Source organism: Solidesulfovibrio magneticus RS-1 (genome assembly GCF_000010665.1).
In the GTDB taxonomy this organism is placed as follows: domain Bacteria; phylum Desulfobacterota; class Desulfovibrionia; order Desulfovibrionales; family Desulfovibrionaceae; genus Solidesulfovibrio; species Solidesulfovibrio magneticus.
Genome location: NC_012796.1, coordinates 879,425 through 901,369 on the forward strand (window position 1 = coordinate 879,425; position 21,945 = coordinate 901,369).

General features: G+C 68.3%; 19 protein-coding genes and 1 tRNA gene. 10 read left to right on the forward strand and 10 right to left on the reverse strand.

Annotation, left to right across the window (positions count from 1 at the left end; translation table 11 throughout):
• The first annotated feature begins 18 nt into the window (after nt 1–18).
• Nucleotides 19–831 (forward strand): glutamate racemase, encoded by an 813-nt coding sequence (gene murI, locus DMR_RS03795; RefSeq protein ID WP_012750353.1) that lies wholly within the window; start codon nt 19–21, stop codon nt 829–831.
• 172 nt (nt 832–1,003) lie between these two features.
• Here the strand turns inward: murI and DMR_RS03800 are convergent, their stop codons facing one another.
• From DMR_RS03800 to DMR_RS03840, 9 genes are all read right to left on the reverse strand, one after another.
• Entirely contained in the window at nt 1,004–1,555 is a 552-nt protein-coding gene (locus tag DMR_RS03800; protein WP_043600029.1) for a hypothetical protein, read from the reverse strand.
• A gap of 98 nt (nt 1,556–1,653) precedes the next feature.
• Nucleotides 1,654–2,430 (reverse strand): 4Fe-4S binding protein, encoded by a 777-nt coding sequence (locus DMR_RS03805; RefSeq protein ID WP_012750355.1) that lies wholly within the window; start codon nt 2,428–2,430, stop codon nt 1,654–1,656.
• 11 nt (nt 2,431–2,441) lie between these two features.
• Nucleotides 2,442–3,926: an NADH-quinone oxidoreductase subunit C gene (locus tag DMR_RS03810; protein ID WP_012750356.1), complete on the reverse strand. Its 1,485-nt coding sequence runs from the start codon at nt 3,924–3,926 to the stop codon at nt 2,442–2,444.
• 5 nt (nt 3,927–3,931) lie between these two features.
• On the reverse strand, nt 3,932–5,410 hold the full coding sequence (locus DMR_RS03815) for a proton-conducting transporter membrane subunit (protein WP_012750357.1): 1,479 nt from the start codon (nt 5,408–5,410) through the stop codon (nt 3,932–3,934).
• Nucleotides 5,411–5,413: 3 nt separating this feature from the next.
• A complete protein-coding gene (locus DMR_RS03820; protein WP_012750358.1) occupies nt 5,414–6,049 on the reverse strand; it encodes a hydrogenase-4 component E in 636 nt (211 codons plus the stop codon).
• 2 nt (nt 6,050–6,051) lie between these two features.
• Entirely contained in the window at nt 6,052–6,951 is a 900-nt protein-coding gene (locus tag DMR_RS03825) for a respiratory chain complex I subunit 1 family protein (protein ID WP_012750359.1), read from the reverse strand.
• Nucleotides 6,948–8,945: a proton-conducting transporter membrane subunit gene (locus tag DMR_RS03830; protein ID WP_012750360.1), complete on the reverse strand. Its 1,998-nt coding sequence runs from the start codon at nt 8,943–8,945 to the stop codon at nt 6,948–6,950. The genes DMR_RS03825 and DMR_RS03830 overlap by 4 nt, the downstream gene beginning before the upstream one ends.
• A 137-nt stretch (nt 8,946–9,082) precedes the next feature.
• On the reverse strand, nt 9,083–10,621 hold the full coding sequence (locus DMR_RS03835; protein ID WP_043600031.1) for a methyl-accepting chemotaxis protein: 1,539 nt from the start codon (nt 10,619–10,621) through the stop codon (nt 9,083–9,085).
• A 249-nt stretch (nt 10,622–10,870) separates the two neighbouring features.
• Nucleotides 10,871–13,255 carry a methyltransferase domain-containing protein gene (locus DMR_RS03840; RefSeq protein ID WP_043600032.1) on the reverse strand — a complete coding sequence of 795 codons (2,385 nt, stop codon included), beginning with the start codon at nt 13,253–13,255 and terminating at the stop codon, nt 10,871–10,873.
• A gap of 193 nt (nt 13,256–13,448) precedes the next feature.
• On the opposite strand from DMR_RS03840, the gene DMR_RS03845 reads away from it, so the two are divergent.
• The 7 genes from DMR_RS03845 (at nt 13,449) to DMR_RS03875 (ending at nt 18,092) form a co-directional block, all read left to right on the forward strand.
• Nucleotides 13,449–13,949, forward strand: coding sequence for a YchJ family protein (locus DMR_RS03845; RefSeq protein ID WP_012750363.1), 501 nt, complete (start codon nt 13,449–13,451; stop codon nt 13,947–13,949).
• 79 nt (nt 13,950–14,028) lie between these two features.
• Nucleotides 14,029–14,658, forward strand: coding sequence for a class I SAM-dependent methyltransferase (locus DMR_RS03850; protein WP_012750364.1), 630 nt, complete (start codon nt 14,029–14,031; stop codon nt 14,656–14,658).
• Between the two features lie 300 nt (nt 14,659–14,958).
• Nucleotides 14,959–15,750, forward strand: coding sequence for a hypothetical protein (locus DMR_RS03855; RefSeq protein ID WP_043601482.1), 792 nt, complete (start codon nt 14,959–14,961; stop codon nt 15,748–15,750).
• A 91-nt stretch (nt 15,751–15,841) separates the two neighbouring features.
• Nucleotides 15,842–16,603, forward strand: coding sequence for a DUF2092 domain-containing protein (locus tag DMR_RS03860; RefSeq protein ID WP_012750366.1), 762 nt, complete (start codon nt 15,842–15,844; stop codon nt 16,601–16,603).
• A gap of 12 nt (nt 16,604–16,615) precedes the next feature.
• Complete coding sequence (locus tag DMR_RS03865) at nt 16,616–17,365, forward strand: hypothetical protein (RefSeq protein ID WP_012750367.1); 750 nt, start codon at nt 16,616–16,618, stop codon at nt 17,363–17,365.
• Between the two features lie 20 nt (nt 17,366–17,385).
• Complete coding sequence (locus DMR_RS25210) at nt 17,386–17,724, forward strand: hypothetical protein (RefSeq protein WP_012750368.1); 339 nt, start codon at nt 17,386–17,388, stop codon at nt 17,722–17,724.
• 68 nt (nt 17,725–17,792) lie between these two features.
• The gene (locus tag DMR_RS03875; RefSeq protein WP_043600034.1) at nt 17,793–18,092 is read left to right on the forward strand and encodes an NHLP leader peptide family RiPP precursor; all 300 of its coding nucleotides are present in this window, start codon (nt 17,793–17,795) and stop codon (nt 18,090–18,092) included.
• 62 nt (nt 18,093–18,154) lie between these two features.
• Here the strand turns inward: DMR_RS03875 and DMR_RS03880 are convergent.
• A tRNA-Lys gene (locus tag DMR_RS03880) sits at nt 18,155–18,230 on the reverse strand.
• 179 nt (nt 18,231–18,409) lie between these two features.
• On the opposite strand from DMR_RS03880, the gene DMR_RS03885 reads away from it, so the two are divergent.
• Together DMR_RS03885 and metG are read left to right on the forward strand one after the other, a co-directional pair.
• Nucleotides 18,410–19,843 carry a PSP1 domain-containing protein gene (locus DMR_RS03885; RefSeq protein ID WP_012750369.1) on the forward strand — a complete coding sequence of 478 codons (1,434 nt, stop codon included), beginning with the start codon at nt 18,410–18,412 and terminating at the stop codon, nt 19,841–19,843.
• Nucleotides 19,840–21,795 (forward strand): methionine--tRNA ligase, encoded by a 1,956-nt coding sequence (gene metG, locus DMR_RS03890; protein WP_012750370.1) that lies wholly within the window; start codon nt 19,840–19,842, stop codon nt 21,793–21,795. The genes DMR_RS03885 and metG overlap by 4 nt, the downstream gene beginning before the upstream one ends.
• Nucleotides 21,796–21,945 lie beyond the last annotated feature (150 nt).

Genomic DNA, 21,945 nt, shown 5'->3' on the forward strand with positions numbered 1-21,945 from the left:
CCCCAAGGGCGACACCCCGTGCACGACAACAACTCCCCCATCGGCATCTTCGACTCCGGCGTCGGCGGCCTCACCGTGGCCCGGGCCGTCATGGAACTTCTGCCCAACGAACCGGTCGTCTACTTCGGCGACACCGCCCGCGTCCCCTACGGCGTCAAATCCCCGGACACCGTGGCCCGCTACGCCGCCCAGATCACCCGGTTTTTGCTCGAAAAAAACGTCAAGCTCCTCATCGTCGCCTGCAACACCATGGCCGCCGTGGCCCTGCCGGCCATAACAAACATCGCCCCGGTGCCGGTCCTGGAAGTCATCGACGCCGGAGCGGCCAGCGCCCTGGCCGCCACCCGCACCCGGCGCATCGGCATCATCGCCACCCCCTCAACCGTCGCCAGCCAGGCCTACGAACAGGCGCTTGCCCGCCTGGGCGGCCCGGACGTCCACACCGTGGCCAAGGCCTGTCCGCTGTTTGTCCCCCTGGCCGAGGAAGGCCTCACCGACCATCCGGCCACGCGCCTCATCGCCGCCGAATACCTGACCCCCCTGGCCGCCGAAAATCTCGACACCCTGATCCTGGGCTGCACCCACTATCCGCTGCTGGCCCCGCTTCTGGCCGACGTGGTAGGCCCATCCGTGCGCCTGCAGGACTCGGCCACGGCCGTGGCCCGGCGCGCCGCCGCCATCCTCGACGAAAAAGGCCTGCGCCACGCCGGCCCCTCGCCGCGCCACAGCTTCCACGTCACCGACATGCCCCACCGGTTCCAGGCAATCGGCCAACGCTTCCTGGGGCGGGAGATGGCGGACGTGCGACTGGAAAATTTGGATAACTGTTAGGAAGGTAAAGAGAAGAGTGCCTCCGGCGGCCGGGGGCCTGAGGCCCCCGGACCCCCCAAAGGGGAAAAGGGGTAGAGGGGGGCGGAAGTCCGCCGTATCGCAATGATAAAGCCCCGGCGCGCCTGTGCAAGGCGCGCCGGGGCTTTCGTTTTCGCGTGGCGTCTGGTCGGCGCTAGCCGAAAGTACGTTTGAAAAGGCCGTCGATGGCGGCCAGACCGGCCTCGTTGGGGAAGCGGGTTCCCGTGCCGGTAAAATGGGTGTGGGTGATGACCGGCTCGCCGCCGGCTTTCCAGGCCCCATGCTCCCAGCTGAACCAGGCCTGCTTCTCCTGGCAGAAGACATGCAGCGGCTTGTTGCAGATCTTGGCGAATTCCGCGCCCCAGCCCGTGCCGCCGGTGACCGTGCCGTCTTCCTGGATCGTGCCGACGACGAAGATCTCAAGCCCCGCGTCGATCTGGTGCATGATGGTGCGCAGCACCATGCGGATCTGCGGGCCGTTGCTGAATTTGCGGCCGAGCAGTTTGGAGACGTAGGTCAGGCTGACGTCTTTTTTCTCCAGCTCCTCGCTGGTCAGCACGCGGATGCCGCGGGTGCGGTCGATGCGGTGGCCTTCGAAGGTGAAATTGACTTCCGCGACGCCGTAGCGCTCGGCCTGTCTTCCGAATTCGGCTTCAGCGCCCTGGGCGCCGCCGCTAAAGAGCGTGAAATTCGTGGCGGTGGGCATTTCGACTCCTTGGCAGTTGGTTGCGGGTCCACCGGATGGGTGCGCCGATCCTCCCTTTTGCACCCTTTCGGGCCGTTTCGCAACTCTCGCCGACCCGCTTAGGCCGTCGGCGGCGGCGTCTGCTGCCCCAAAAGCCGCAGCAGGCCGTCGAGGATGGTCAGGGGATGGGGCGGACAGCCCGGGATGTAGAGATCGACCGGCAGATGGGGCGTGGCCCCGCCGGTGGTCTCGGGGCTGCCGGCGAAAAGTCCGCCCGATATGGCGCAGGTCCCGATGGCGATACCCACCCGGGGATCGGGCACGGCGGCAAAGGTTCCCAATGTGGCTTCCAGCATGTTGCGCGTCACCGGCCCGGTGACGGCCACGCCGTCGGCGTGGCGCGGCGAGGCCACGAAGTCGATGCCAAAGCGCCCGAGGTCAAAGACGATGGTGGTGAGCACGTTGGTGTCGGCCTCGCAGGCGTTGCAGCCTCCGGCGCTTACCTGGCGCAGGCGCAGGGATTTGGCGAAAAGCTTGCGCCGGGCCGGCTCCAGGGGCGCGACATGGGGCAGCCGGCCGCCCGGGCGCAGCACCAGCCCGTCCCGGGTGGAGGAGGCGAGGCGATGGTCGCGCGAGAAACTGACCCGCCGGCCGGGACACAGCTCGGCGCAGGTTCCGCACAGGATGCAGCGGCCAAGGTCCAGGTAGAGGCCGTCCTCGTCGGCCCCCAGCGCCCCGGTGGGGCAGGCCCCGGCGCAGGAGGCGCAGCCCTCGGCGCAGGGCGAATCGGCCAGGACCGGCAAGCCCCGAAAACGCGGCGACAGCGGCGGCATGGCGGCAGGGAAGGCCACGGTGCGCTTTCCCTGCCGCAGGCGTTCAAGCAGGATATTGAGCATAGGCGCCAGTCCTAGAGATCATGTCCGCAATAGGACAGGTTGAAGCTCTTGTTGCACAGGGGAAAATCGGAAATCTGCTGGCCGCGCAGGGCCACGGCCAGGCCGAACCAGTTGTGGAAGGACGGATCGACCACCTTGTAGGCGGCAAACCGGCCGTCGTCGCCGGTGACGGCCACGTGGCAGATTTCGCCGCGCCAGCCTTCGGTCAGGCCCACGGCCACCATGCCGCCCGGCAGCACGCCCGCTGGCGTTTGCCGCACCGGCCCTTCGGGCAGGCCGATGAGGGCGTCGTGGATGAAATCCAGGGACGCTTCCATCTCCAGCCGCCGCACCAAGGCCCGGGCGTAGACGCCGCCGAAGTCGTGGAGCTGCATGGGGATGTCCTTGGGGCCGGCCCCGGGCAGGGGGAAGGCGTGGCGGGCGTCGCGGGGCAGGCCGCAGGCCCGGGCCGGCGGCCCCACCAGCCCGATTTCCCGGGCCGTTTCGGCGCTGACCCGTCCCGTGCCCTCGAACCGGGCCAGGGTGGTGGAAGACAGGAACAGCAGCTCGGCCGCGCCAAAGGCCGCCCGGCGGGTCAGCTCCAGGCGGGAGAGCAGTTCCCGGATGATCGGCTTGTCGAGGTCAAAGGCGACGCCGCCGGGCCGCACCAGCCCCCGGCCGAAGCGGTTGCCGCAGACAAGCCCGGTGAGATTGAGGAAATCGCCCCGGATGCGGCCGCAGTAAGCCATGGTGGGCTGGTAGCCCACGTCGCCGGCCATGGCCCCGAGGTCGCCGGTATGGTTGGCCAGACGTTCCAGCTCCAGGGCGATGCGGGCGATGGCCCGGCCCCGGGCCGGCACGGCGGTTTCGGTCAGCGCCTCCACGAGAGCGGCGTGGGCCAGGCTGTGGCCGATGGTGGTGTCGCCGGCCAGGGTCTCCATGAAATGGACGGTGCGCTTGTCCGGGCCGCCGATAAGCCGGGCCTCGATGCCCCGATGCTGGAAGCCCAGGCTGATCTCCAGGTGGTAGACGTCCTCGCCGGAGCATTGGAAGCGGAAATGCCCGGGTTCGATGATGCCGGCATGGACCGGCCCCACGGCCACCTCGTGGGCTTCTTCGCCGCGCAGATGGAAATGGTCGGCCACGCCTGGAGCCGGGCGGGGCTCTTCGGGCCGGGCCGGGCAGCCGGTGAAGCGCACCGGCTTGAGCCAGGGATGGCCTTGGGGGACGATGCCCCACTGTTCATGGACTTCGCGCTCGAACAGATGGGCCTGGGGGCAGTCCGGGGTCAGCGACGGATAGCTTTCGGCCGGGACCTGGCGCAAGAACGCCAGCCGGCCGTCGGCGTCGCGGCCAAGCAGGCAGCACAGCCCGACGCCCCCCGGACAGGGCAAGCCAAATAAGGCCAGCATCCGCCAGCCGGCGTCCACCCGGGCCAGGATCTCGCGCCGAAACAGCACCGGCGGCAGCACCGCCGCGCCGGCCAGGGGCACGGCCTGACAATGGGGAAATTCCATGCCTGCTATCCTCCCAGGGAGACGGCGGCGGCCGCCCGGGCCAAGACGTCGGCCAGGCCCTTGGGCACATAGAGGCCCAGGGTCAAGGCGGCGGCCAAAAGGGCCAGGGGCGAGGCCACGGACAGGACGCGCTCGGGGCCGGGATGGCGCACGGCCGGCGGCAGCGGCCCCTGGACCATGCGGCACACGGAGGTGGCCATGCCGACGAAGATGACGGCCAGGGCCACGACGTAGACGGTGGCGGCCAGGCCGTGGCCGCCGGCGAACATGGCTCGCAGGATGGCCAGCTCGCTGACGAACAGCCCAAAAGGCGGCGAGCCGCAGATGGCCAGGAACCCGGCCGTCCACAGGGCGGCGGTTATGGGCAGGGCCCGGGACACGCCCCGGGCGTCGTGGCAGGAGCGGGTGTGGTAGACGGCCAGGATGTTGCCGGAAATCAGAAACAGCGCGCCCTTGGTCAGGGAATGGTTGACGGCGTGGAGCATGGCCCCGAAGGCCGCGCCGCCGCCGATGCCCACGCCCAGGGCCAATATGCCCATGTGCTCGACGCTGGAGTAGGCCAGCATGCGCTTGTAGTCGCCAAGGCCCACGATGAAGACGGCGGCCGTGACCATGGAGATGAGGCCAAAAAGCACCAGCAGCTCGCCGCAAAACGCCCCAAGCCCGGCCGGAGACAGGATCTGCACGGCCCGCAGGATGCCCAGGAAGGCGCAGTTTAAAAGCGCGCCGGATAAAAGCGCCGAGACCAGGGACGGCGACTGGCTGTGGGCGTCGGGCAGCCAGTTGTGCATGGGGGCCAGGCCCATTTTCGAGCCGTAGCCGACCAGCAGGAAGATAAAGGCCGCCCGCAGCCAGGGCTTGGCCGCGCCCGGGGCCAGGGGCAGCAGCTCGGCCAGGTCCATGGAGGCCGCCGGGGCCACCGGATCGTAGAAGGCCACGGACACGAGGATGTTGCCCAGAAGGGCCAGGGCGATGCCCACGGAGCAGATGACGAGGTATTTCCAGGTGGCTTCCAGGGAGCGGCGGTGGCGGTGGAAGTAGATCAGCGGCGCGCTGGACAGGGTGGTGGCCTCGATGCCGACCCACAACACCGAGAGGTTGCGCGTGGCGCAGACCACGGTCATGGCCGCTAGGAACAGGCACAGGCACAGGCTGAAGACCCGTTCCGGGGCGTTCACAAAGGTCGCGCCGTCCTGGAAGTCGCGCTTTTCGTGGACCGCCCCTTCGTGGCGCAGGTAGCCCACGGCGTAGAAGGCGGCGGCGGTAAACAGCAGGCTGGCCAAGGTTAGGAAGAGCTGGCCCAGGGGATCGAGTTCGAGCAGGCCGCCGTAGGCCGGGGCCGGGGGATGGACCCATGTCGTGCCCACCAGGGTGAGATGGAGGCAGCCGACCACCACCAGCAGCCAGCGGCGCGGGCCGTCGGCGGGCAGGGCCAGGGCCATGAGGCCGGCCAGCAAGGGGATAAGGGGCAAGGCGGCAAGCATGGGTTAGTCCCGCAGGCTGCAAAACCGTCCGACGTCGATGGACTCGAAGGTTTTGTTGATGTGGTGAAGGGCTATGCCCATGACGAAGACGGCGACGAAGACGTCCAGGAGCACGGACAGTTCAAGCCAGACCGAGCCTTGGGCGGCAAGCGGCACGCCCAGGAGGAAGATGCCGTTTTCGGCGGCCAGATAGCCGATGACCTGGGTGAGCGCCTTGCGCCGGGCCACCACCAGGGTCAGGCCCGAGAAGATGGAGGTCAGCGCCGCCGGGAAGAGCAGCGGCGGGAAAAGCCCGGGCGGAAACGGCAGGCGCGACTCCAGCCACAGGGAGAATAAAAGGCCGCCCACGCCGGCCAAAAGCGACATGTTGAAGCCGAAGTAGGGTTCGACCACGGGATTGACTTCCAGGCGCGACAGGGTGCGGGCCACCAGCCAGGGAAAGCCGATGCCCTTGATGGCCAGCACGGCCAGGGACAAAACGAGCCCGTGGCCGTGGGGACCGGCGATGGCCAGGGGCGTGGCGGCCAGGAGCACCCCTTGCAGGGCGGTGATGCGGGTGAGGGTTTTGAGGCGCGTGACGGCCAGATAGGCCAGATTGACCACCACCAATGCGACGAGCAGGGATTGTATCGCGGCCATGGCTACCTCCACACCGTAAGCACCAGGGACAAGGCGGCCAGGGCCCCGGCCGATCCGAGCAGACGCGGCACGCGCAGCAGCCGCAGCCGGGCCATGGAGGATTCGACCAGCCCCACGGCCACGGCGACCAGCACGACGCCGGCCAGGAAGGCGGCCCAGGCGGCCAGGGGGGCCATGGCCTGGACCGGCAGCAACGACAGGGTCACGGCGGCGGCGAAAAACCACAGTTTGAGGGCCGCGCCGTAGCTGATCATGGCCATGTCCGGGCCGGAGTGGTCCAGCACCATGACTTCATGGATCATGGTGAGTTCCAGGTGGGTGTTGGGATCGTCCACCGGGATGCGGCAGTTTTCGGTGAGAAGCAGGATGAAAAGGAGCAAGGGGACAAAGAGCCGCTCCGGGGCCAGCGCGCCGGAAAGCCCCTGGCCAAGCATCCCGGACAGGGACAGGGACGGGGCGTCGGCGGCCAGGGCGAGCAGGGCCAGGAACAGCACGGGTTCGGCCAGGGCGGAAAAAGCGGCCTCGCGGCTGGCCCCCATGCCCTCGAAGCTCGACCCGGTGTCCAGGGCGGCCAGGATGATGGCCAGGCGCGACAGCCCCAGGCAATAGGCGGCCAGCATGAAGTCGCCGGCAAAGCTGGCCGGGGCGGGACTGGCCGGCCCGGGCAGCAGGCACAGCGCGCCGCATATGGCGGCCAGGGACACGGCCGGCCCGACCCCCAGCATGGCGCTGGCCGTATGGCTTTCGACCAGCCCCTTGCGTGTCAGTTTGGCCAGATCGAAATAGGTCTGCAGCAGCGGCTTGCCGACGCGGCCGGACAGGCGGGCCTTGACCCGGTTGACGATGCCGGGGACCAGCGGGGCCAGGACGAGGGCGGCGAGGATGTGGAGCCAGGCGTTCATGAGAGCTTCCAGGCCAAGAGGAGCACGACGGTGGCCAGCACGTAGAGGATGTAGAGATGCACCTTGCCGTGCTGCACCACCTTGGCGGCGTCGCACAGTCGGGCCACGGTTTCGAACAGCGGCGTGAAGAGCTTGTCCCGGGCGGCGTCGCGGCTGACGACGAAAAGGGTCGCGCGCTTGGGGAAAAGGCCCTGGTCCATGTCCAGGCGGCGGGTCAGGCCCATGGGGCCGGCCAGGAGCTTGGCGGTGGGTTCCACGAACGAGGCCGCGCCGTACTGCATGCGGGCGGTGGGGGCGGTGTAGCCGCAGCCCCAGGTCGGCTCGCGGCGGCGGCCATGGGCGGCCGCGGCCCGGGCGCGCAGCCACAAGAGCCCCCCGGCCAGGGTGATGATGCCGGCCCCGAAAAAGCCCACGGTGCGGGCGGCCATGGCGGCCTGCTCCAGGGCGGCCCGGGCCGGGGCCGGGTCCATGCCCGGGAAGGCCAGAACGGCTTGGCCGACAAAGCGCAGCAGCGCCGGGGCCAGGGCGGCGGCGGCGACCAGGCCGGCGGCCAGGAAAAGCGGCGCGAGCAGGGCGGCGCGGGGGGGCGCTTCGGCCTTGGCCGCGGCCGGGGTGCGGGGCGCGCCGAGAAAGGCCAGCCCGCCGGCCTTGGCAAAGGCGGCCAGGGCGAAGCCGCCCACGGCGGCCAGGGCGGCCAGGGAAGCGGCCGAGGCGGTACGCGGCAACAGCCCCGGGAGATCCAGGCCGGCCAGCATGGCCAGGGCCAAGGTCAGCTCGCCGATAAAGCCCGGCAGGGGCGGCAGGCCGGCGATGCCGGCTCCGGCCAGGAGAAAGAGCGTCCCCACGGCCGGCATCCGCTTGGCCAGGCCGCCCAGGTGGGCGATGCGGGCGCTGCCCACGGCGGCGAGCACCTCGGAAGCGCACAAAAAGAGCAGGGATTTAAAGCCGGCATGGCACAGCATGTGAAAAAGCGCCCCGCCAAGGCCCAGGGCGGCCATGGCCGGGTTGGCGCAGGACAGGCCGACCAGCCCGAGCCCCAGGCCCAGGCAGATAAGCCCCATGTTTTCCACGCTGGAATAGGCGAGCAGACGTTTGAGGTTGCCCTGTCCCAGGGCGGCCAGGATGCCGAGCAGGGCGCTGGCCAGGCCCAGGCCGGCGATGGTCCAGCCCTGCCAGGGCGCGGGCGGGGGCAGGATTTCCAGGGCCCGCCACAAGCCGTAGAGGCCCACGTTGATCATGCCGCCGGACATGAGCGCGGCCACGTGGCCCGGCGCGGCCGGATAGATGGCCGGCAGCCAGACATGGAAGGGAACCAGCCCGATCTTGGCGGCGAATCCGAAAAACGCCAGGAAGAACAGCAAACTGGGCATGGTCAGGTGCCCAGCCCGGGCGGCCTCGGCCAGGGCGGCAAAGCCCGTGGCTCCGGCCTGGCCCATGGCCAGGGCGAAAAAGGCGATGAGCAGGGCCGCGCCGAGGTGGGCGCAGACAAGGTAGGTCCAGGCCGCCTCGCGCACCTCGACCTCGTCGTCATGCAGGCTGCCCAGAAAAAACGGGGCCAGGGACATGACTTCCCAGGCGATGAGGAACACCACCCCGTCCCGGGCGGCCATGACCAGGGCCAGCCCGGCCAGCAGGATATTGAAGAAGAACCAGTGCGGTCCGCGCCGGTCCGGGCCGGCATGGTCGGGGTCACGGTCGGCCAAGGCCAGGACGCCGGCCACGGCGGCGGCCGCGCCCACGGCGTAGACCGGCAGGAGGAAGAGGCGGCTTAACGGGTCCAGGCCCAGGGCCAGGGACCCGAAGGGCAGTCCCCAGGGGAGGGTGACCTGGGCAACGGCGCTGGCCGGGGTCAGCGCCAGGCCGGCCAAGCCGACCAGGGAGCCGGCCACGGCTCCAGCAGGCCCCAGGCGATTGGCCGTTTCCCGGCCGGCGAAGGCCAGGGAGGCCAGGGCCCCCAAAAGATAGAAGGCCAGCGACAGTCCGAACAGTTCCATGGACGACCACCCTTGTCGCGGGGCCGGCGCACTGCATCCGGTCGGTCCCGTTGCCGATCACAAGAAAAACGGCCCCGGGGTAAGCCCCGGGGCCGCGAAATGTCAAGCCCGCACCGGAAACGAAGGGGAAAAAGCCATTATTGCTCCAGATGCATCCGGGTCATGGACGTCTTGAGGTCGCTGGCCAGGTGGGCCAGGTCGCTGACGGCCGAGGAGGCCACGGCCATGGCTCCGGCCGTGGATTCGGCGATGGTGTTGATGTGGTCGGTGGAGCGGTTGATCTCTTCGGAGGTGGCCGACTGTTGCTCGGCGGCGGTGGCGATGCCGCGCACCTGATCCGAGGTGCGCTCGACGAAGTTGAGAATCTGGCGCAGAGCGTCGCCGGCGTCGTGGGCCAGGGCGTCGGCCTTTTCGATGACGTGGGTGGTCTCGTCGGTGGCGGCCATGTTGCGGCTGGCGCTGTCCTGGATGGCCCGGATGAAGTTGCTGACTTCCTTGGTGGCGGTCATGGTTTTTTCGGCCAGCTTGCGCACTTCGTCGGCCACCACGGCAAAGCCGCGTCCGGCCTCGCCGGCCCGGGCCGCCTCGATGGCGGCATTGAGCGCCAGCAGATTGGTCTGGTCGGCGATGTCGGATATGACCTGCATGATCTGGCCGATGCCCTGGGCCTGTTCGCCAAGGCCGCGCATTTCCGATTTGAGGCCGTTGGCTTTTTCGCTCACCGATTCCATGACCTCGATGACCTTGTCCACGAGTCCCGCGCCGGTGGCGGCCATGGAGTTGGCTTGGCCGGCGGTGGCGGCGGCGTCGCCGGCGTTGCGGGCCACTTCGAGGATGGTGGAATTCATTTCTTCAATGGCCGTGGCTACTTCGGCGGTGCGGGCGCGCTGTTCTTCCATGCCTTCGGTGGAATGCCCGATCTGGGCGCTCATCTGCTCGGCCGCTTCGGCCAGGCTTTCGGCCACAGCTGTGGCTTCCTTGACGCCGCTGGCGATGCGGTTGTTTTGCTCGGTGATGGTGCGTTCCTTGAGCACGACGCCGGTGAAGTCGGCCACGGACACGAAGGCCCCGATGAGCTTGCCGTCGAAATCGACGACCGGGGCGGAGAAGATGCTGATGAACTTGTGGTGGCCCTTGCGGGTGTCGAACTCGGTCTTGGAGGATTGTTTCTGGCGGGTGCGCAGGGCGTGTTCGGCCACGGTTTCGCGGGAGTCGCCGTAGAAGAACCGCGAGAAGGACGTGCCGATGTGTTTTTCCGGCGCGCCGTCGTTTTCGGTCAGCTTCACCATGTATTCGTTGAGCCATTTGATCTTGCCCTGTTCGTCGACAATGGCCATGGGCGTGATGATGTTGCCGATCATGGCTTCGTCCCGGGACAGGCGGGCCTTGAGCGCGGTCTCGTGGGGAATCAGCGCCTCGCGCAGGGCGGCGGTTTCAAGCAGGGGATGGTCGGTGATGCTGCAGGTAAAGGCGTTGGAAGTCATGGCCGCGAAGGTGTCCTGCATCTGGGCGCAGGCGCCGTTGACCGCGCTTTGGGTCCAGAAGACGAAAATCGTGGTCAGGGCGAAGGAGGCGGCCAACAAGGCCATGGCGGCCGGTCCGCTGCCCAGAAAGCCGGCGGCGGCCAGGAGCAGGGCATTGACAATGACGCAGCAGACAACCGGGAACGATTTCATACGATCCTCCGACGCCGATGGGCGACTCCGTAAGCACGGGTGGAGTTTGCGTAACGCAACGGACTGCAAAGCGCAACACGCCGGACACGCGTCGGCCCGGGAATCGTGAAGGATTTTGCCGCACGGCGATGGTCCGCAGGAGGTTGGAGCCAGACCGAGGAAAGCAGTGCAACTGTGTAGATCTGTCACTGCGAGGCGTCGTCGGGAGCCGGCCGTTGTTGGTGCAACGGCCGGTTTTGCACGCGGCGGCTAGGAATTGTTCCGAACGGGCGGGCCGATATTGAACGGAGCCAAGGCCGGCTGGTTGGCCGTTTTTTGTAAAAGTGCGGCCACGGTTTCGTTCGGGGCCAGACCGCAGCAGCATGAGGAGCCGCCGGCGTCGAAATCCGGATTGGCGATGTTTCCTCGGTCGTCCAGGACCAGCAAAAAGGCCCCGGCCGGGTCGTCCTCATGGAGTTCCACCTCGCGCACCTCTCCGGCCGGCAGCAGCTCGCCCGAGGCCAGGGCCACGGCCCGAAATGGCCCCCGGTAGAGCACCCGGCGGCGCGCCGGCGCGGCCAGCGGTTTTTTCGCTTCCACGGTGACGGAATAGAAATCGTGGCCGCCCACCACCCGGTAGGGAAAGCGGCGCAGGATGCGCACGGCCGCAAATCCGGCTTCTTCGAGGATGGCGACCAGATCGGTCTGGGTCAGCGTGCCGGAGATGCATTCGCCGCGAAGGGTCGGATCGTTGCGGATGACGGCCGGGGCCGGGGTTTCGGTGGCCACGTCGGAAAAGACCAGCCGCCCGCCCGGGGCCAGCACCCGCAGGATCTCGGCGTAGAGCCGGCGCTTTTTCGTGGAGAGGTTGAGCACGCAGTTGGAGACAATGCAGTCGACCGACCCGTCGGCTACGGGCAGGGCTTCGAGATAGCCCTGGAGAAAAACGGCGTTGGCGTAGCCCAGCACCTCGGCCGTGGCCGCTCCGGCCTTGGCCGCCCGGCCCAGCATGGCCGGCAGCATGTCCACCCCGATGGCCCGGCCGGTCGGCCCCACCTGGCGGGCGGCGATGAGGCATTCCACCCCGGCCCCGCAGCCGAGGTCCATGACCGTCTCGCCCGGGGCCAGGGCGGCGTCGGCCACGGGCGAACCGCAGCCATAGCCGCGCACCCGGAAAAATTCCGGGATATGGTCCACCAGTTCCAGGGGATAGCGCACCGGATTGACGATGTCGCCTTTCTCCACGGCGGCGGCCTCGGTGTAGAAGTCCTTGATGTGGCCAAGGCTCGTCGTGCCGGCCATGGACAGCAGACAGTTGGCGTGGGCCAGGGCCACCTCGCCGTGGGCATGGCAGCTCTCGTGGGTCTCGCCCATTTTGAGCCGCAGCCCGGGCCGGTCCGGCCGGCCATCAGGCACGCCCGCCGCTTCCCGGGCGATCATCCAGCCGGCCAGACGGCGGCGCAGGGGCAGATAGGGGTCCTCGCCGTCAAAACGGCCGTCATGCCGCCAGGCATGGTCCGGGTCCGGGCCGCCCAGCACGAATCGCCAGGGGTCGTCCGAATCGGCGCAGGTGACCCGGCGAAGTCCGGCCAAAACCGGGCTGTGCCGCCAGGCCGCGGCCAGCCCGCCGGGGCCGACGGGCGTGGCCACGGCCGCCTCGCCGATAAGCGCCGGGCTCGGGTAGAGCCGGCCGTCGGGGCCGATGGCCACGGATTCCCAGCCCGACGTCGCGCCGTCGTGGCGGGTGCCGGCCGGGGAAAAGACCTGGCCGGCCAGGGCCGTGAGGTTGTCCACGGCCACGCCGGCCGCCTCGGCCCGCCGGGCTGCCTCGGTGACGGCGGCAAACAGCGCGTCGTCGTCAGGGCGATGATCGTCGCGGCCCCGGCCGGCGGCGAAATGCCACATGAAATGCAGTCCGGCCGCGCCGACGTTAGCCGCCAAATCAGCCAGGTCCGGCAGGTCGGCCACGTTGTCCCTGGTGGGGCAGGCCGACAAGGTGACGCCAAAGCCCATGGCCCTGGCCCGGGCCAGATCGTCGGCCAGGCGGGCGAACGCGCCGGTTCCGCGCAGGGCGTCGTGGCGCGGAGCCAGACCATCGCAGCTCACCTGGAAATGCACCCGGTCCCGGGGCCAGGAGGCGACAAGGGCGGACTGGTCGGAAAAGCCCGTGCCGTTGGTGAGGATGGCCACATGGCTGCCCGGCACGGCCAGGGCGGCGGCCACGATGTCAGAAAGCCCCGGATGGCAAAACGGTTCGCCGCCGGTGAGCGCGAAGACCCGGCAACCCAGGGCCGCCGCCTCGGCCACCCGGGCCAGGGCGACAGCTGTCGGCAGCTCGGCTCCGGCCGCCGGACCGGAGCAAAAAAGGCAGTGGCGGCAGGCCAGGTTGCAGCGGTCGGTGACGTGCAGCCACAGCTCACCCAGGCGCGACAGGGTCAGGGCCTCGTGGCGGCCGGCGTAGGGCGTCGCCACGGCCTCGGGCAGCCGGGCCAGGAACAGGGCGTCGTCCACGGACCCGGCGCAGCCCGCAGCCGCCCGCTCAATGGCGGCCTGGCCGGCCGGGTTGGGCACGAACCAGTCCGGCCCCTGAGGAAAAAGATAAACGGCGGCGTCGTCGACGGCAATATGGGTCCAGCGGTCGGGTTCGAAAGGCATGGCGGTCTCCCGGGCGGCAAGGCGTATCCCCGGACGGTAAGCGGCCGGGCCTGCCATCCCTAACCCAGGGCCGGGGCTGGCGACAAGGCCGGCCGGTTGACGGGCAAGAGCGCGATCCACCGATAGGGGATTGACCCGGCCGCCCGGCTGTGGAAACAGCCCTGCGGCGGCCATCGCCGCCAAAGGATGCCCCATGACCGATACCGAACTCTGTCCCTGCACCTCCGGCCGGCCCTTTGCCGACTGCTGCGGCCCGATCCTGGCCGGCACGGCCAAGGCGGCCACGGCCGAGGCGCTCATGCGCTCGCGCTACGCCGCTTTTGTCAAAAACGACATGGCCTACCTCGGGGCCAGCTTGGTCGCGGCCAAACGGCCCGGCTTTTCCGCCTCGACCATCGCCGCCTGGAATGCCGACGTGGTCTGGAAAGGGCTGGAGATCCTCGAAACCGCCCAGGGCGGCCCGGACGACGAGCGCGGCGAAGTGCGCTTCGTGGCCTCCTACGAAAAGGACGGCCAGGCCGGCGACATCCGCGAACACGCCCGGTTTCGCAAAAAAGGCGGTCGCTGGTACTACCTCGACGGCAAGCTGGAAGCGGCCGAACCCCAAGCCGCCCCCAAACGCGCCCCGGCCGGCCGCAACGACCCCTGCCCCTGCGGTTCCGGGGTGAAGTATAAAAAGTGCTGCGGTAAGTAGGGGATAAGAAGCCTCCGGCGGCCGGGGGCCTGAGGCCCCCGGACCCCCCAACGGGTTGCCGGTGCGCAACGAGGGAACAATGGCGGCTCGGATCACGGCTTCGCTCACGTTTTTGCAGCACATCCTGGCCGAGGCCGTGCGCCCCGGCGATCTGGCCGTGGACGCCACCGTGGGCAACGGCCACGACACGGCCTTGCTCGCCCGGCTGGTCGGCCCGTCGGGCCTGGTCCACGGCTTTGACGTCCAGGCCGAGGCCATCGCCTCGGCCGAACGGCTCCTGGCCGCCGCCGGTCTGGCCGAGCGCGTGCGCCTCCATGTCCTGGGCCATGAGCGCCTGGCCGAGGTCCTGCCGGAAGCTGACCATGGCCGGGCGACGGCCGTGGTCTTCAATCTCGGCTATCTGCCCGGCGGCGACGAAACCCGCACCACCCGGCCCCAAACCACCCTGGCCGCCCTGGAGGCGAGCCGGGAAATCCTGGCCCCGGGCGGCGTCATCGCCCTGGCCTGCTACGGCGGCCATGCCGGCGGGGCCGAGGAAACCGAGGCCGTGGCCGCCTGGTGCCGGTCGCTGCCCTTTGCCGGCTGGCGCGTGGCCCGCTACGAACTGATCAACAAGCCCGGCGGCCCCATCGTGGCCGTCATCGCCCACAAGCTCCCCAAGGCCGCGTCCGCGAACAGCGCCGAGGACGTTTCGCGAGATACGGACTGAGCCTGTCCCAAAGCAGGTTCATTGACAAAATCAGGCCATCGGTATTTAGTCTGCCATGTATGGGGAAAGGGCTTGCCCGGTTCCACGGCCTGGGGCGTGGGATGCCGGATGCAGGAACCGGCGGCGGATTGGGCGTTGGATTCGTTTTTCACGCAACGCGTTCGTTTTCGTCTAAGACGCCGTCCGTCATATCAGATACTATTTGCCGCAATCGTCTCGGGCCATCCTTCCAGATCGGGGGAAATGTCAAACGCCGCCGGCGCTGCCGGGCGCGGCCAAACGAATATGGTGGAGCAGTTCATGCGCAGCAGGTTGCATTTTGTCGGCATCATCGTTTTTCTTCTGATCCTCAGCTCCAACGCCGCCCTGGCCCAGACGCCGCAACAACAAACGCGCGGCGATTTCCAGTGGACCGTGATCCCTTACGCCTGGCTGACCGGCCTTTCCGGAACCGTCGGGGCCAGAGGCTATCAGACAACCGTCGATTGCTCCTTTGCCGATCTGTCCAAGTATCTCAACATCGGGGCCATGGCCCATATCGAGATGCTCTACCAGGGCCGGGTCGGGCTTTTCACGGACATCAACTATTCGCTTTTGGGCGATCAGGCCTCGGGCAAGCGTATTTCCCTGGACGGCAAGACCAGCCTGTTTTTGACCGACGTCGCCGCCTTCTACCGGGTCGGGACCGTGCCCCTGGGCCAGAACCAGACCTCTTCCATGACCTTCGACGTGCTGGCCGGGGCGCGCATCTGGAGCCTGGCATTGAAGCTCGACGGCGACCGGCCGCGCGGTGGGCGCGACATTTACGAGCAACGCACCTGGGCTGATCCCATCGTGGGCGCGCGGACCGAATTCCGGCTCACCGACGCCTGGCTTGTGAGCCTTCGCGGCGGCATCGGCGGCTTTTCCGTCAGCTCCGCTCTGACCTGGGATGCCACGGCGCTTCTGGGCTACACCTTCTGGGAGCACGGCACGCTGTTGGCCGGCTACCGGGCTGTGGGCGTCAACTACAACACGGGCAGCGGCAAAAGCGCCTTCAAATTCGACGCGACCTTAAATGGTCCCATCATCGGTCTGGCCTTCACCTTCTGATCCGGCGGGACACGGCCGGCTTTTGTCACGGAACCAGCCGCGCCGGCATTGGCCGTAACGTCCGGCCGGCGGCAAACCCAAGGAGTCCCCCATGCGCAAACGCTTTCCCGCCGTCATCCTCGCCGCCCTGGCCCTGCTCCTGGCCGCCGGTCAGGCCCTGGCCGGCCCGGCCGTCGATCCCAAGGCCGAGGCGGTCCTTCGGGCCATGGTCGCCAACCTGCAAGGCCTAAACGCCTTTTCCGTCACCGAGGCCAGTCTGGTGGACCGGGTGTTCCCCAACGGCCAGAAAGTGGCCTTTTTCCACAAAACGACCATCAAGGCCGAGCGTCCCGACAAGCTGCGGGCCGAGGCCGCGGGCGACGACGTGTCCGGCCTGTGGCTGGTCAACGGCCCGAACCTGACGCTGTACGACGCCAGGACCAAGGCCTACGTCGCCCTGGACGTGCCGCCGCGCCTGGAGCAGGCCCTGGGGCAAGCCCTGGCCAAGCTGCGGCTGGTCGGCCCCATGGTCGATTTCCTGGCCGACGATCCCTACAAGAGCATCATGGACGGCGTGCTTGAGGCCGTCTACGTGGGCCAAAGCGAGGTGGGCGGCAAGCCCTGCCATCATCTGGCCTTTCGCCAGTTGACCCGGGATTTCGAGCTGTGGATCGACGCCGGCAAGACGCCCTGGCCCTTGCGTCTGGCCGTCACCGACAAGACGCTGCACGGCGATCCCCGCACTCTGGTCGAATACGCCGACTGGAAGCCGGTTTCGGGCTTTAGCGCCAAGACGTTTGCCTGGACGCCGCCCAAGGACGCGACCCGGGTCGCTACGGCCCCCCACAAGCCGGCCCCGGCCGCCAAGCCGTAACGGAGGCGCGCCATGGCACATCTTTCCACGCGCGGCTTTTGCCGCCTTCTTGGCGTTTTGGGGCTGGCCGCCGGACTCGTTGTCGCCGTTCCCGGGGCCGGCCAGGCCTTTCGGGGCTTCGGCGGCGGGGGCTTCCACGGCGGTTTCGGCGGCGGCGGGTTTGGCGGCGGCGGGTTCCATCCGCCGGAAGGTGGTTTTGGCGGGGGAGGGTTCCATCCCCCTGAGGGCGGCATGGGCTTTGGCGGCGACGGGTTCCGTCCGCCCGCGCCCGAAGGCGGCATGGGCTTTGGCGGGGGCATGCATCCGCCCGAGCCGGCCGGCTTCGGTGGCATGGCGCCCATGGCCCCGGTCGGAGCCATGGGCGCGCCCCATCCCATGGGGCCGCCGGCTTTCGGCGACGCGCCCCGGCCGCCCATGCCCGGCCCCGCACCGGGCTTTGGCCCCGCGCCCATGCCCGGGCCGCATCCCGGCCCCTTTGCCCCGGCTTTCGGGCCGGTGGGGCCGCCGCCGCCCGCGCCCTGGGTCGGGCCGCGCCCCATCGCCCCCGTGCCGGTTCCCTATCCGGTCCCCGGTCCCGGCCCCTACGCCGGGGCGCTGTGGGCGCTGCCGGCCGCTGCGGCGGCCGTGACCATCGCCGGCGCGACCTATTACGCCGTGGGCAACGCCTACTACCAGCCCGTGATCCAGGACGGGTCCACCGTCTATGTCCAGGTCAATCCGCCCCAGTCGGGCGACGACGACGGCTTTGGCGACGACGATTGACCGCAACCCCGGAGGAATCCATGAAGCGTTTTTGCCTTGCCTGTCTGGCCGTTGCCCTGCTGTGCGCGAGCCTTGGCGGCTGCGTGCCGCCCAAGCCCGCCTCGCCGTCGATGTTTTACGGCAACTGCATCACGCCCATGGGGGCCGATCCCTGCGATTCGGACATGAGCATCTGCCAGGTCTTTGAAGACGTCATCACCCAGAAATGGGCCACGGCCGGGGCCTGCCGCACGGCCTGCAACCAGGCCTTCAATCAGCTGAGCTACCAGTCTCCCGGCCAGGACTGCGGCTACATGTATTGGCGGGGTAGCGACTTGTGCGAGCAGGAGTGCCTGCGCCAGTATCCCAAGAGCAAATAGCGGCCGGTCCGGCAGATTGTTGGCGGCCATATCGGCGACTCGATTTGCGCGAACCCAGGAGGGCGACGATGAACGATAAGCAATGGTGCGAGATTGTCGAAAAGGCCTTTTCCGACGCGGCGTTCAAGAAGCGATTGCTTGCCGAACCGGCAAAAGTGCTGGCTGAGGAAGGCGTGGCGATTCCTGAGGGCGTCACGGTCAACATCGTCGCATCGACGCCAAAGGAACTGTGGTTGGTGTTGCCAAGCCACGTAGAGCACATCAAGTTCCTGAGTCCCTATGTCGCCGTGCAGGAGGTGGACGGCGTCGAGGTGGCGGGCTGCGACCCCAAGACGTGCAAGAACCCTGCGGCGGGCTGCGCCGAGTAGAGGACCGCATCTGTCAGACAACGAAAAAGGGGTTCGTCTTGCGACGAACCCCTTGAAATCTCTGGTGGGCCATCAAGGACTCGAACCTTGAACCAACGGATTAAGAGTCCGCTGCTCTACCAATTGAGCTAATGGCCCGTGCTGCACTCACGTGCGGCGAAGAGGATGTCTACGCGGGAAGGGGTGGGGTGTCAACGCTTTTTTGAAAAAAAATCGCGACAAGCCGGCGACGCCATTTGCCGTTTGCCCCAATATGGAATATAGGCGCTCCCTGGACGCAAATTACCGCCGCCTCGCGGCGTACCCATAGGGCGCACATGAGCCATATCCTCGGCATCAAGTTCCGTGACCACGGACAGGTCTATTATTTCGAATCCGGCCCCTTTGTCGTGGCCCTGGGCGACGACGTCCTGGTCCAGACCGAACAGGGCCTGGGCATGGGCCATGTCGTCGCCGTGCGCGATGATTTGCCCGAAGACGCCCATGAGGGCGAACTCAAACCCATTTTCCGCCTGCCCACCGACGAGGACCGGGACACCAAGCGCGAAAACGACCAGCTCGGCCGCGAGGCCCATGCCTGGTGCCGCAAGTGCATTGAGACCCGAAACCTCGACATGAAGCTCGTGGACGTGGAAGTGCTCCACGACCGCAGCAAGATCGTCTTTTATTTCACCGCCCCGGGCCGGGTCGATTTCCGCGAGCTGGTCAAGGATCTGGTCAAGGCCTACCACACCCGCATCGAACTGCGCCAGATCGGCGTGCGCCACGAGACGCAGATGCTCGGGGCCATCGGCAACTGCGGCCAGATCTGCTGCTGTCGCCGGTTCATGCGCAAGTTCGCCCCGGTCACCATCAAGATGGCCAAGGAACAGAATCTGTTCCTCAACCCCACCAAGATTTCCGGCATCTGCGGCCGGCTGTTGTGCTGCCTGTCCTTTGAGCAGGAAAACTACGAGCAGTTCCAGAAAAAATGCCCGCGCGTGGGCAAGAAGTTTTCCACTTCCCTGGGCATGGTCAAGGTGCTGCGCACCAATCTGTTCCGGGAAACCATCAGCGTCCTGGACGAAGTTGGCGACGAGCATGAATTGACCGTGGAGGAATGGACCCAGGCCCTGGAAAACCGTCCCGCCCCGGTGGAACCCGGCGCCGAGGCCGCCGAGGCGGCCAAGGCCGAAACGCCCCGTCCGGAACCGCGCCGCGCCGAGACCGGCCGCCCGCCGCGCGGCGAGAGCGGACGCGGCGACGGCCGCCGCGATGCCCGCCGTGAGGGCGGTTCCTCCAGCGAACGCCGCGACTCTCGCCGCGACGGCGGACGCGACGGCGGACGCGAACAACGCCGCGACAGCGGGCGTGACCACGGCCGGGACGGCGGACGAGAGAGCAGCCGCGAGGGCGGGCGCGACCCGCACCGCGAGGCCGAGCGCCGCCGCGACACCGCACCGGCCGCCTCCGAAACCGACGCCCATACCCACGAGGCCGGCGGCCAGCCCCGCGAGCCGCAGCCACGCGACGGGCTGCCCCGTGACAACCAGCCCCGCGAGCCGCAAGGCCGCGACGGAGCCTCGCGCTCGTCCCGGCGTTCCCGCCGCTCCGGCCGCCGGCCCGGCCGCCCGACCGGTCCCGGCGGTCCGTCCGCCCCGGGTGGCGACGGCGCGCCCGAAGCCCCGCATAACCCCCGCCACCGGTCCCGGCGTCCCGAGGGACGCCCCCAGGGCGGCAAACCTTCCCGTGAACCGGAGAGCGGATCGTGAATCGCTTTTTTATCACCACGCCCATTTACTACGTCAACGCCAAGCCCCACCTGGGCCATGCCTACACCACCATCGTGGCCGACGCCCTGGCCCGGTTCCATCGGCTGTGCGGCGAGGACGTCTTTTTTCTGACCGGCACCGACGAGCACGGCGACAAGATCGCCGAGGCCGCGGCCAAGGCCGGCCAGACGCCCAAGGAATACGCCGACGCCATCAGCGGCCTTTTCTCCTCGCTGTGGCCGGATCTCGGCATCACGCCCACGCGTTTTATCCGCACCACCGACACCGACCACATCGACGCCGTGCGCCGGGCCTTGCAGCTCGTCTATGACAAGGGCGACATCTATTTCGGCGAATACGGCGGCCATTACTGCACGGGCTGCGAGCGGTTCTTGACCGAAAAAGAGCTGGTGGACGGCCTGTGCCCGGACCACAAGGTCAAGCCCGACTACATCGCCGAGAAGAACTACTTCTTCCGCATGTCCAAGTACCAGGGCCAGCTTTTGGAGCACATCAAGGCCAACCCGGACTTCATCCGGCCGCGCCAGTACCGCAACGAGGTCGTGAGCCTCCTCGAATCCGGGGCGCTGGACGATCTGTGCATCTCCCGGCCCAAGTCGCGCCTGACCTGGGGCGTGGAACTGCCTTTTGACGCCAATTTCGTCACCTACGTCTGGTTCGACGCGCTCATCAACTACCTGACCGCCGTCGGCTGGCCCGACGCCCCGGATTTCGGGGCCTGGTGGGGCGCGGCCGAGCATCTGGTGGCCAAGGATATCTTAAAGCCCCACGCCGTCTTTTGGCCCACCATGCTGCTGGCCATGGACTTGCCGCTGTATAAGCACTTAAATGTCCACGGCTATTGGCTGGTGCGCGACACCAAGATGTCCAAATCCCTGGGCAACGTGGTCGAGCCGCGCGAGATGGCGGGGAGGGCCGGCCTGTCCGGGATGCGCTATTTCCTGTTGCGCGAAATGGTTTTCGGGGCCGACGCGAGCTTTACCGAAGAGGGCTTTGTCGGGCGCTTCAACGCCGATCTGGCAAACGACCTCGGCAATCTGGCCAACCGCACCCTGGCCATGACCGCCAAGTATTTCGGCTCGGTGCTGCCGGCCGGCCAGGAGGCCGACCCGGCCGACGGCGAGCTGGCCCAGCTGGCCGAGACGGCCGTGGCCAATTACCTGGCCCTGTTCCGTCAGGCCCAGTTTTCCCGGGCCCTGGACGCCTTGTGGGAGCTGGTGCGCGGGCTCAACCGCTACGTCGACGCCACGGCCCCCTGGACGCTCTTCAAGGAAGGCCGGACCGACCGGCTGGCCACGGTCATGCGAAGCGCCCTTGGCGGCCTGCGCACGGTGGCCGCCTGTCTGTCGCCGGTCATGCCCGAGGCGGCGGCCACGCTGCTCACCCAGCTCGGCCAGGACCCGGCCGCCGTCAACCTCATGGACGAGGCCAAGGGCTTTGCGCCCCTTGCCGCCGCCGCCCAGGTGGCGGCCACGTCCAACCTCTTCCCGCGCCTGGACCCGCCGGTCCGGGAAGAAGCGGCCGCGCCCAAGGCGGCCAAGCCGGCGAAGGAAGACAAGAAAAAAGAGAAGTCCAAGGAGGCCCCGGCCAAGCCCGGACCGGCCGCCGAGGTGGAATACGACGATTTCGCCAAGCTCGACCTGCGCCTGGGCAAGGTGGTCTCCGTGGCCCCCGTGCCCGGGGCCGACCGGCTCTACATCGTCCAGGCGGACATCGGCGAGGAGGCCCCGCGCCAGGTGGTGGCCGGGCTGGCCGAGCACTTCACCCCCGAGGAGCTGGTCGGCAGCCAGGTGACCATCGTGGCCAACCTCAAACCGCGCAAGCTGCGGGGCGTGGTCTCCCACGGCATGATCCTGGCCGTGCGCCATGCCGGGGGCATGGCCCTGATGACAGCCTCGGTTCCGGTGGCGCCGGGAGACCGGGTGTCCTAGAGAAGTCATGTTTTTGTCAAAAACGGCGCGTTTTAGCCGTCGTTGACTTGAAGCCCTCTTGTGTTACGAAAGGACGCGCGAGAGGGCTTTTGCGTGTCGGCCGGCCGGGCCACGTGGGGTGGGTTCGGCCGGCCGCCGCACGTCTTGCAT